At 35.6% G+C, this 11953-nt stretch carries 8 protein-coding genes; 5 read left to right on the top strand and 3 right to left on the bottom strand.

The annotated features are described in order from the left end of the window. Positions 1-72 precede the first annotated feature (72 nt). Positions 73-3558: a DUF2723 domain-containing protein gene (locus F3J23_RS06435; RefSeq protein WP_167025860.1), complete on the bottom strand. Its 3486-nt coding sequence runs from the start codon at positions 3556-3558 to the stop codon at positions 73-75. Between the two features lie 222 nt (positions 3559-3780). Here F3J23_RS06435 and F3J23_RS06430 point away from each other — a divergent pair, with 222 nt between their 5' ends. From F3J23_RS06430 to F3J23_RS06410, 5 genes are all read left to right on the top strand, one after another. Further along, on the top strand, positions 3781-4818 hold the full coding sequence (locus F3J23_RS06430) for a PLP-dependent cysteine synthase family protein (protein ID WP_167025857.1): 1038 nt from the start codon (positions 3781-3783) through the stop codon (positions 4816-4818). Positions 4819-4900: 82 nt separating this feature from the next. Beyond that, on the top strand, positions 4901-6172 hold the full coding sequence (locus F3J23_RS06425; protein WP_185156437.1) for an aminotransferase class I/II-fold pyridoxal phosphate-dependent enzyme: 1272 nt from the start codon (positions 4901-4903) through the stop codon (positions 6170-6172). A 79-nt stretch (positions 6173-6251) separates the two neighbouring features. Then, positions 6252-7130, top strand: coding sequence for a DMT family transporter (locus F3J23_RS06420; protein ID WP_167025851.1), 879 nt, complete (start codon positions 6252-6254; stop codon positions 7128-7130). Positions 7131-7423: 293 nt separating this feature from the next. Further along, a complete protein-coding gene (locus F3J23_RS06415; RefSeq protein WP_167025846.1) occupies positions 7424-8185 on the top strand; it encodes a hypothetical protein in 762 nt (253 codons plus the stop codon). A gap of 82 nt (positions 8186-8267) precedes the next feature. Further along, positions 8268-10457, top strand: coding sequence for a B12-binding domain-containing radical SAM protein (locus F3J23_RS06410; protein WP_167025842.1), 2190 nt, complete (start codon positions 8268-8270; stop codon positions 10455-10457). 273 nt (positions 10458-10730) lie between these two features. Here F3J23_RS06410 and F3J23_RS06405 read toward each other — a convergent pair whose 3' ends face one another. Both F3J23_RS06405 and F3J23_RS06400 read right to left on the bottom strand, forming a co-directional pair. Continuing rightward, the gene (locus F3J23_RS06405; RefSeq protein WP_167025839.1) at positions 10731-11549 is read right to left on the bottom strand and encodes a hypothetical protein; all 819 of its coding nucleotides are present in this window, start codon (positions 11547-11549) and stop codon (positions 10731-10733) included. 80 nt (positions 11550-11629) lie between these two features. Next, entirely contained in the window at positions 11630-11911 is a 282-nt protein-coding gene (locus F3J23_RS06400) for a FoF1 ATP synthase subunit delta/epsilon (protein ID WP_167025835.1), read from the bottom strand. Positions 11912-11953 lie beyond the last annotated feature (42 nt).

The following is an 11953-nucleotide window of genomic DNA, read 5'->3' as shown; positions in this document are numbered from 1 at the left end:
CACAAATATAACCTTAAAATTCAGGATTCCCAATAATAAAAAAACGGGACCGAAGTCCCGTTTTAAAATATTTTATTGTGTTGCTTTGATGATGGCAGAAGTAATCTGATTTTCTTTTTCTTTTGAATACGTTGAATCAAAAGGTTCCATGACATCAAATAAATACTGATAGAATGGTGTGATCTTCTGAACATCTTCAGATTCCTTCATGGCTTTTTCTTTACCCATCTGCTGAAGATCTTTAACAAAAGCATTGAACTTTTTATCAATTGGCTCTATGGATTTTACCAGATAAGCATATGCTTTTTCTTTCTGTCCGATCTTCATATACGCATCTGTAACAGCAGAAACAACAAGAGAATATTCCATAGGTTTTGTTCTGATCTGTCTTCTAAGATAGCTCTGATCTGCTTTGGAGAGACTTAAATAATAGTCATATTCTTCAAAAATTCCTTTCTTAAGCACTTCAGCCAATTGAAGACCTTTCTGTTCCTGGCCTGCAATAATATATCCTGAAACGATTGAACTTAATGAACGTGGATCGTTGTATTTTTCAGCAGGAATTTCTTTTGCTGCAAGATCCAGTACTTCTATGGCTTTTGCTTTCTGTCCGCTTAATGCTAATGCTGCTGCAGCTCTGCTTGCTGACATTCTGTAGCTGATAATGTTGGAAGTAGCCGTTTCATCAAAGTGAGCATTTAAGTTCTTGAAGTTCCCCCATCTGAAGTTTTTCACTACATTATAAAGAGAATTGGCATCTACTCTTCCCATATCACCATCTGCTGTCGGAGGAGTTTGGATTGGGATTAATCTGTAGCTGAACCCATCGAACTGAAGATAATCATTAAGGTAGAAAATATTTTCGCTGTCATAAATTCCTCCTGAAGAGAAGTTGATTGGACGCTTCCAGTCGAAGTTCGCAAGTAGATCCATCAGAATCAGGTTGTTTTTATAAAGCGTGTTTCCTTTGTAAGTAATCATAATCTGATTGGCTACATTTGGAAGGTCTTCTTTATTAATGATTCCTGCTTTTAAAGCATTCTCCTTATTAACTGGAAGGATGAATTTGTTTACCGGAAGGATGTTATACTTTTCATATTTCTCTTCTCCGAAGTACATTTTTAACAATTCGTCTTTTTCCGGAGACTTGAATTTAATAAATTCAATAGCCTGCTTCAATGTTAAAGAATCCTGTGTAAGATACTTTCTGAAAGACTGGAATTCTGTTTCAGGAGCTCCCTGTTCTTTCAACATAGAGAAAACCCCTTCCCAATCTTCCTTCTTCATCATATAGATCTGGTCATTTACACCATCTCTGTAATCTTCGTGTGTCAACTGACTAGGGATTCCCATCGCGTTGTACGTTCTTCTTTTTACCTGGTCAAGGTTCCATGGCGTTGAGGCAAGTGTAAAGTTAACTACCTTCACATCATCTCTGAACTGCTCTGTTTCCTGGATCGCCCAAACCGGATAAGTGTCATTATCTCCATATACGAAAAGGATGTCGTTTTTCGGTAATGATTTCAGTACTGAATAAGCATAATCATAAGCAGTATATCTGTTACTTCTGTCATGAACATTGTAATTCTGGAAGCCCATCATAAAAGGTACTCCCAATAAAACCACTCCTAGAGCAATATTAGCTCCGTTTGATTTTATCTTAGATTGTAAGAACCATAAAATAGCTCCTGCTCCCATACCGATCCAGATCGCAAATGCGTAGAATGAACCTACCATAGCATAATCTCTCTCTCTCGGCTCAAAAGGTTTCACCCCTGTATAGAAAATAATTCCGACACTTGTTAAGATAAATAAAGATAACAATGCATAGAATCTTCCGAAATCTCTGTTCAATTGGAAGAAGAATCCGATCAAACCTAAAATTAATGGAAGGAAGAAGAACTTAACCGTACTTTCATTTTTAAACTTAGCAGGCATCTTATCCTGGTTTCCTACAATAAAATTATCTACAAAAGAGATTCCTGAAATCCAGTTTCCTTTTGTACTTTCCATATTTCCTTCAAGGTCATTCTGTCTTCCTACAAAGTTCCACATCAGGTATCTTACGAAGTAATATCCGTTTTGGAAAGAAATAAAGTAATCCATATTCTGAAGGAATGAAGGCTTCTGAACATTAATCAGGTTATAAGGTTTTACCTTTAAATAATCTGCTGCAGTAATAGATTTGTCTTCATATTTTGTTCTCAGCTCATCAAATATCTGCTTAGCCTGAGGGTTGTCTGCCACATCTTCATTAGCATAGTTGAATGTAAAATCAGGAGCTCCATACATTGAAATATAGTTCGCCATTACATCCTTATCTTCATTAAACATTCTTGGCATTAAGCTTACCTGAGACTTATTGAATACATAATTGAAACGATCTCCGGTTTTTCTGTAAGTTCCGGTTTTCTCATCTTTTTCGTAGATTTCACCAGTTTTTTGTGTTTTAAAACTTCCGTCCTCATTTTTCTCAATTCCATTTGCATCAAGGAAAGCTGTATAATTCTGACCATAAATGGTTGGCCAGTCTCCGTACTGCTCTCTGTTGTAATAATCCAGCATACCAATTGCTGTATCCGGATCATTAAGGTTCATTGGCGGATTAGCATTTGCTCTGATTGGAATAACCATCCAGCAAGAGAAACCAATCATCATAAAAACTACTGATAAAGCAGCTGTTTGATAGATATTTCTTTTCGCTTTTCTCGCATACTTAATTAAGAAATAGCAGATAGCCACCATTAAAATAAATGCAACGATTGTTCCGGAGTGGAAAGGAAGCCCAAGTCCATTCACAAAGAAAATCTCTAGTCTTCCGAACATCGTCATAATTAAAGGGAAAATAATTTTGAAAACAATAATCAGAATTCCCAATGTGATAAGGTTTGCCCAGATAAAGTTTTTCCAGGTAAACTTATAATTTCTTGCATAGTATACCAGACATACTGCAGGAATCGCCAGCATACACATCATGTGCACCCCTACAGAAAGCCCTAAAACAAAGAAAATAAGAATGATCCATCTTTCACTGTCTGCCGCTTTGTACTCATTTTCCCATTTGGTGATCAACCAGACCAAAAGCGCAATAAACATGGAAGCCATAGAATAAACCTCCCCTTCTACAGCTGAAAACCAGAAAGTATCTGAGAATGTAAAGCAAAGTGCTCCAATGGCTCCAGCAAATAAAATAGAGATCTCCTGATGTTTTGTAATTTCTTCAAAATCTTTGTTTAAAAGTCTTCTCACAAAGTGTGTGATCGTCCAGAACAAAAATAAAATAGTCAGCGCACTGAACAATGCAGACATCGCGTTGATAACGATGGAATAATTTTCGCCTTTCCCTAATGCAAAAATGGCTGCCACGGCACCCACTATCTGGAATAAAGCAGCTCCGGGAGCATGCGTTACTTCAAGTTTTACTGCAGAAGAAATGTACTCGCCACAATCCCAGAAACTGAAATTGGGTTCTATGGTGGACAAGTACGTGAAAAACGCAATGACGAAAATCACCCATCCTGAAACGGTGTTCCATTGCCTAAAAGTCCAATTTTTCATAGTATTAAATCAATTATGCGAAAATAAGGCTTTTATATTATTTTATGCGGGTTTTAACAAAATTTAAAAAATTTGGCGTAGTATTTGCGATTATACTCCTGCTGAAACTATAAATACGAAATTTTTTTTTATAAAACTAGGCCCTAGAAATCAAACAAAAGTTTAGTAATTATTTATTTTTTTGTATTTTTGCAGTCAGATTTTTATTGAAAATAACAAATAATGAGTAATGTTTACGATAATATCCTTGGCCTGATAGGAAATACTCCTATGGTGAAGCTAAATACTGTCACAAAAGATATTCCAGCAACCGTTTATGCCAAGTTAGAATCATATAATCCTGGACATTCCACCAAAGACCGAATCGCACTTCATATTATAGAAAATGCAGAGAAAAAAGGCCTGTTAAAAGAAGACTCTGTAGTTGTAGAAACTACTTCCGGAAATACCGGGTTTTCTATTGCAATGGTATGCATCATTAAGGGATATAAATGTATTCTTGCGGTAAGCGACAAGACTAAACCTGAAAAAATCGCTTATCTGAAAGCACTAGGTGCTACTGTATATATTTGCCCGGCTAATGTACCGGCAGATGATTCAAGATCATATTATGAAGTAGCTAAGAGAATCGCTGCGGAAACGCCCAATTCCATTTATATCAATCAATATTTTAATGAACTGAATATTGATGCGCATTATCAGACTACCGGTCCTGAGATCTGGGAACAGACGGAGGGTAAGATCACTCACCTTTTTGCCTGCACCGGAACAGGAGGTACGCTATCGGGTTCAGCAAAGTTTTTGAAAGAGAAAAATCCGGATATCAAGATTATCGGGGTGGATGCAGATGGATCAATATTAAAAAGCTATCACGAAACAGGAGAAATTCACAAAGAAGATGTACATCCTTACCAGATTGAAGGAATGGGTAAAAACCTTATTCCTGCGGCTCTTCTTTTTGATAAAGTAGATGAATTTGTAAGGGTAAATGACGAAATGTCTGCTTACAGAACCCGTGAGATCGCTTTGAAAGAAGCCATTATGGGTGGTTATACTACAGGTGCCGTAACCCAGGGATTAATACAATATGCACAGTCTCATCACCTGACTGAAAATGATGTGATTGTTTTAATTTATCCGGACCACGGTTCACGATACATCACTAAAGTATACAGTGATAAATGGATGGCCGAACAAGGTTTTGTCAACAATTGTGTTCATAACTACGACGAAGTTTTCAAAACAGAATTTATCAAATAAAAACAAATAAAATCACGATATAAAAAAGCCTTTTGCGTGTTGTACAAGAAAGGCTTTTTTACTTAAAAATTACGATATAATGTTGGATATTTTTGAAAGAATAAAAGAAAATCCAGGACCACTTGGACAATTTGCAGATTATGGTGAAGGCTATTTTATTTTCCCAAGATTAGAGGGACCTATCGGCCCTAGAATGCAGTTTCAGGGTAGAGAAGTAATTTTCTGGAGTGCCAATGACTATTTAGGATTGTGTAATCATCCTGAAGTAATAGAAGCTGATGCAAAAGCGGCTGCAGAATACGGAATGTTCTATCCAATGGGAGCAAGAGCAATGTCCGGAGAAACAGATCAGCATCTTCAGCTGGAAAGAGAACTGGCAGACTTCGTACAAAAAGAATCAGCATATTTATTGAACTTCGGTTACCAGGGGATGGTTTCTACCATTGATGCTCTGGTAAGCAGAAATGATGTAATCGTTTATGATGTAGACTCTCATGCCTGCATCGTGGATGGGGTAAGACTTCACTCCGGGAAAAGATTTACTTACAGACACAATGATATGGAAAGTCTTGAAAAAAATCTTCAGAGAGCCACTAAAGTAGCTGAAGAAACAGGAGGCGGTATCCTTGTGATTACTGAAGGGGTTTTCGGAATGAGAGGCCAGCAGGGAAAGATCAAAGAAATTTGTGATCTTAAATCAAAATATCAGTTCAGACTTTTAGTAGATGATGCACACGGATTCGGAACACTTGGTAAAACAGGTGCCGGTGTTGGTGAAGAGCAAGACTGTACAGATCAGATTGACGTATATTTCTCTACTTTTGCTAAATCAATGGCTGGTTTTGGAGCATTCCTTGCGGGTGACAAAGAAATCATCAGATATCTTAAATTCAATCTGAGATCACAGATCTTTGCAAAATCACTTACGATGCCGATGGTAATCGGAGGATTAAAAAGGCTTGAACTTTTGAGATCAAGACCGGAAATCAAAGCTAAGCTTTGGGAAAATGTAGACAAACTACAAAACGGACTTAGAGAAAGAGGATTCAATATTGGTGATACCAACACTTGTGTAACTCCTGTAATGATGGAGGGAACTCCGGTAGAAGCAACTCTATTGGTAAAAGACCTGAGAGAAATTTACGGGATCTTTACTTCGGTTGTTGTATATCCTGTAATTCCTAAGGGAATGATTCTTTTAAGATTAATTCCTACCGCTTCGCATACAGATTCAGAGATCAATGAGACTCTGGCAGCTTTTGAAGCTATTCATGATAAACTGGTAAGTGGTTACTATAAAGAGCAGGAACAAAAATTACTGCAGGAACAGGGATTAAGTTTTAAACCGATTTAATCTTGAAAAAATAAAAAAAACCACTGATTCATTCAGTGGTTTTTTTATTCAAAAACTATTAAAAACTATATAAAAACAAATGAAACTCAGAGGATATATATTGGGCATTTTGTCGGCTGTTTCATATGGGTTGATTCCGATTTTTATTCTGCCTATCAAGCAGGCTCATTTTTCAATGAACATCACCCTCTTTTACAGATTTTTCTTTTCGGCTATTATGGTTGGAGGCTACCTGATTTATTCCAGACAAAATTTCAAGATCAATAAGAAGGAAGCACTTATATTGGCGATTCTGGGAATATGCTATGCCCTTTCTTCAGAGTTTTTGTTTCTGGGTTATGATTTTTTAACCCCAGGAATTGCCTCTACGGTCTTGTTTATTTATCCCGTCATTGTAGCGCTGATTATGTTTTTCTTTTACAAGGAAAGACTTACCCGGCTGTCTGTATTTTCATTAATCCTCGCCTTCGCCGGAGTTATTGTTTTATGCCTGAAAGGAAGCGGACTGGAAATCAATTTTACAGGATTGGGAATCGTGATGTTCAGTGCTCTCTTTTATGCACTCTACATGGTAATCGTCAATAAATCAAATCTTAAGGTATCGGGATTCAAGCTTACTTTTTTCTCCATGTTTTTTACCTCTATGTATTTTATGACAAAATCCATTATTGGACATGAATCATTTTCAATCCCTTCAACAGCTATCTTTTTGAATTTCCTTGTTTTTGCTTTTCTTACCACAGTGATCTCAAGTTTATGTCTCGTATACGCTATTAAACATATTGGTTCCACACCCGTTGCCATTCTCGGAGCGCTTGAACCTGTAGTTGCAGTGATGGTAAGTGTCTTGATGTTTCATGAAAAATTTACTACTAATCTAATGATAGGAATTACCCTGATTCTTTTAGGCGTTATTCTGAACGTCATTGGCGACCGTAGGAAGAAAAGCCATATATAGAAACATGACAGGCAGATACATAAAGAGACTTACTCCAAAATTTGAAATGAAAAAGTTCGGTCAGTAGTCGTTTAAATATTTTTAATAATTTTTTAATTATCTCTGTCATTTTCATACCCAATTGATTATGTTTACTTTATAGACACGCAATATCCTTAATTGATGTTTTAACAGGAAAAACCACTCAAAATAAATCCGGCTTTATGGCATAAGAAAATTTATCTGCCTATATTGCATGTGCCTATTGACGGTATTTCCCATCATTACCAACACAAGCAATTATTATAACACCAATGAAACAATTACAAACACTTACAAAAGATCAATTATATAAAAGAATCAAAGAAAAATCTGAAAAACTATATACTATCACCCATGAAGCTCTGGAAAATAATTTCTTCAATGAGAGTTCTTTAGATGAAGAAAGTCTTGCTGAATTTCTTGAAATGCTGGATGATGAAACAGCAGAAAAAATAAAAGAAGCTTCTCTACACATTAATAATGAGGACAGTGCTCCTGAAATTGTTCTTATAGAAAATAAAAACAATACTTCTCTTGAGATATTTACTGAGGAGGGTGAAGGATATAAAATCATTCTCATTGAAGAAGATATCCATCTATCCGGCAATCTTTTTGTTGAAGATTATATTATTCTTATCATTACAGGAAGTATTTTTGCTGAAAATATTATTGTTAATGGTTCCCTTTACTGCTCAGGTATGGTTTCGTCTAAAGTATTATTTGGGGCATCCGGAAATGATAATGAAACCTATATCGGAGGAAGTATTATGACTTCACTTATTGCAGAGAATGGGCATTATACCGTTGCTGAGGGAAATATTTACTCCAGATATCTGATCAGTTTTCATAATGAAATTATAGGAAAAACAGGAAAGTTTATTGAGAATATCACTCTGGAAAAGCCAAGTGAAATAGGACTATTGAACTCTTCCATCCTCGATCAGGATGGCTATTTTGACGAAGATGCTTTTTTAAACTTTATCAACGATAATACTCCGGATACTTTATTTAATAAACCAGCAAACTTATTTTAGTAGAGACTCTCTTTTATACTTTAATCAGGAGAAAAAATTTTTTTCTAAAAAAACTTTAGAATAACTTTGCAAAAAATTTCTGTTGAAAGACCTGCTTCTTATTACTCCGCCTTTTACCCAGCTTAATACTCCTTATCCTGCAACAGCTTATATTAAAGGATTTTTAAATACCAAAAATATTTCCAGCTATCAGATAGATTTGGGGATTGATGTTATTTTGGAATTATTTTCAAAAGATGGAGTTAATAAGGTTTTCAATAAAGAAATTGACCTCCAGCAAACCTCTGAAAATTCCCAGAGAATTTATGCATTAAGAGAAGAATATTTAAAAACCATTGATCAGGTTATTCCTTTTTTGCAAGGAAAAACACCTACGCTGGCAAGACAGATCTGCAGCATGAACTTTCTTCCGGAAGCTTCCCGTTTCAACCAATTGGATGATATGGAATTCGCTTTCGGAAATATGGGATTGCAGGATAAAGCCAAACATTTGGCAACTCTCTATTTAGAGGACTTATCTGATTATATTGTTGAAAATATCGATCCTGATTTTGGCTTTAGCAGATATGCGGAACGCCTTGGTAAAAGTGCAAATTCTTTTGATGAGTTATATACAAAACTCTCCGGTGAGGAAACATTTATTGATGAATTCACTTTAAAAATTCTTCGTGAAAAAATTGAAATGGTACAACCGAAACTGGTTTGCTTTTCAATACCTTTTCCCGGCAATTTATATTCCGGATTTAAATGCGCCCAGTTCATAAAAAGAAATTTTCCAAACATAAAAATTGCAATGGGAGGAGGATTTCCCAATACCGAACTCAGAGAAGTAAAAGATCCCAGAGTTTTTGAATTCTTTGATTTTATTACTTTAGATGATGGTGAACTTCCTATCGAGCTTCTTTGTCAAAGTGTAAAAATCACTGAAGGAGAAGCAGAATTTAAACGTACGTTTTTAATTGAAAATAAAGAAGTTGTTTATAAAAATAATTCCAAAAGACACGATTATAAACAAGCTGAGATCGGGACTCCTGATTATACGGATTTAAAACTGGATCAATATATTTCTGTTATCGAAATTGCCAATCCAATGCACAGTTTATGGAGTGACGGAAGATGGAATAAGCTTACCATGGCACACGGCTGCTATTGGGGAAAATGTACTTTTTGTGATATTTCTCTCGATTATATTAAAATATATGAACCTATCTCTGCCAAAATTCTGGTAGACAGAATTGAAGAACTCATCAGAACAACCGGTGAAACAGGATTCCATTTTGTAGATGAAGCTGCCCCGCCTGCCCTGATGAGAGAAGTTGCTCTGGAAATTCTCCGAAGAAATCTGGTAGTTACCTGGTGGACGAATATCCGCTTTGAAAAAAGTTTCACACGGGATCTTTGCTATCTGCTGAAGCTTTCCGGATGTGTTGCAGTCTCCGGAGGATTGGAAGTGGCCAGCGACCGATTATTAAAGCTAATTGATAAAGGAGTTTCCGTGGAACAGGTGGCCAATGTAACCAGAAATTTTACAGAAGCCGGAATTATGGTTCATGCTTATCTGATGTACGGCTACCCTACACAAACCGTTCAGGAAACAGTTGATTCTCTTGAAATGGTTCGCCAGATGTTTGAGATGGGAGTTCTTCAAAGTGGTTTTTGGCATCAATTTGCCATGACCGCACACTCGCCTGTTGGAATGAGCCCCGATGATTTTGGAGTAGTTCCCGTTAAGCAGGAAATCCTGTTTGCCAATAATGATATTGATTTTAAAGACAGAACCGGAATTGATCATAACAAGTTCAGCTTCGGATTAAAAAAATCTTTGTTCAATTATATGCACGGGGTTAATTTTGAACTTCCACTTCAGGAGTGGTTCGATTTTAAAATTCCAAGAACAACTATCCATCCGGATTATATTCACGACTGCCTTTTGGAAGATGGACAATTCAGTCTGAAAGGAAATTCAAAAGTTGTCTTTTTAACCAAGAACGTAATCGCTGAGAATCGCATAAAAAATAAAAAGAAATATTCTGGTACGTATACGCTTCTTACATTCCACTTAAAAACCAATATTATTAAGGTTGAACTCGAACAGGAGAAGGCTGATTGGCTGATGAATGTATTAGAAGAGAATGCTATTGAAAACTCAAAAAAACCTACAATTCAACAACTTAAGAATCAATTTGAGGAGAATTTTGAAGATTTCGAATTGTTTTGGTTCTCAAAACCCATGCAGCAATTGAAGGAAAATGGTGTGATTTTAAGTTTATAAAATTTTCGGATTTTTTCGCCGGGATTTTTGAATTAAAGAGATTTTTGCTATTAAATAATTTTTTTCACTGATTTTACTGATACCACTACATATTGATTTCTGAATCTTCAGATCAAATTACACGTTTTTAATTTTAAAGCCTATGAAATATTTATCTTTTGATAAACGGGCTAAAGCGGATTCCTTCAGAATGACAAAGTGCAAATTATTACTTTGGCAATCCGTGAGATGGGCTAATGATACATATTTTTTACAACCCTCGAATGTCAAAGCTTAATTAGGCGTATCCTTTGATACAGGGCCTACCGATACCTTATCCTGTATTTTAATAAAGTTCGGGTCCATAATAGCCATACGTTCTGCCAGAGCTTTATAGGTAGGAAACTTTAGAATAGATGCTCTTCCGGACATTTCCTTATAGATTGTAAAAGACTTTCCACCAGCTGTTTTCAGCTGCTTAGTAGTGGTGATATATCTTCCGATCAGCTTACTTTTAGCATCATAAATTTCAATATCAATAGGTGTTTTATCCATAATGGTATCTTCTGAACCAAAGCTTACGGGCAAATTGGTAAAATATCCTACCGGAACTCCATTACTAAGGATCTCTCCTACTTTATTCACTTCAATATTCAGCTTATCTATTTTTTTTCTGATAGTATAAGCTTCTTTCGTTTTGTTATCCAGCTTTCTTTTAGGAATATTTGAAAACAACTCATCAAGATTTTTTACATTGATCCCTTTGTTATCAATAATTTTAAGTCCGTTTACAGAAGTGTAGACTGCCGACTTTTCTTCTCCCGAAAATGCAGAAGGAGAAATATAATCAAGTTCTATTGTCTTGTCTCTGTTATAAACCCTGTTCAAGCTGATATAACTATCCCTAACAGAATCAACGATACTTTTATCAATGAATTTTATAGTATAGAGCGGTGTCTCTTTTAGATCCATAAATGTATATTCACTGGATTTATGAGAGAGCTTGGCTACCGGAATTCCATCTAAATTGATAATTCCTCTTTTGGTCTTGATATTCTGAGCATGGAGGAACATTCCCAGAACTGTAAAGAATGTGATTATGCTTTTCTTCATACAATCAGACTTTTACATAAAATAAAAAAGTGTAACACAAAGTTACACTTTCTTGAAAATATATTTAGCTTTTCATTTAATTATTCACAAAGGATAATTCCCTTATTATGATTAAATTCTACAACACCGCTTTTGATATTATAAGCAAAAACAGAGTCTTTTCCGTTTTCTTTGGTAAAGTATTTAGCAAAAGCTTCATCAATAGAATTAGCAAAAAGCTTTACATCACCTCCGATCAAAGAAGAAACGATACCTGCGTGGTTTTTCATGATGTGGAATTCACCATTTTTTCCAGGCAATAATACTGAGTCTACTTCTCCTTCAAAAACTACATATTCTGGTGTTAAAATTTTTATATTCATTTTAATTTAGATTTGAAGATTTCAGATTTCAGATTTCAGACA

Source organism: Chryseobacterium sp. Tr-659 (genome assembly GCF_011752975.1).
In the GTDB taxonomy this organism is placed as follows: domain Bacteria; phylum Bacteroidota; class Bacteroidia; order Flavobacteriales; family Weeksellaceae; genus Chryseobacterium.
Note: the sequence above shows the minus strand (reverse complement) of the source record. Positions and strands in the feature narration are given on the sequence as shown.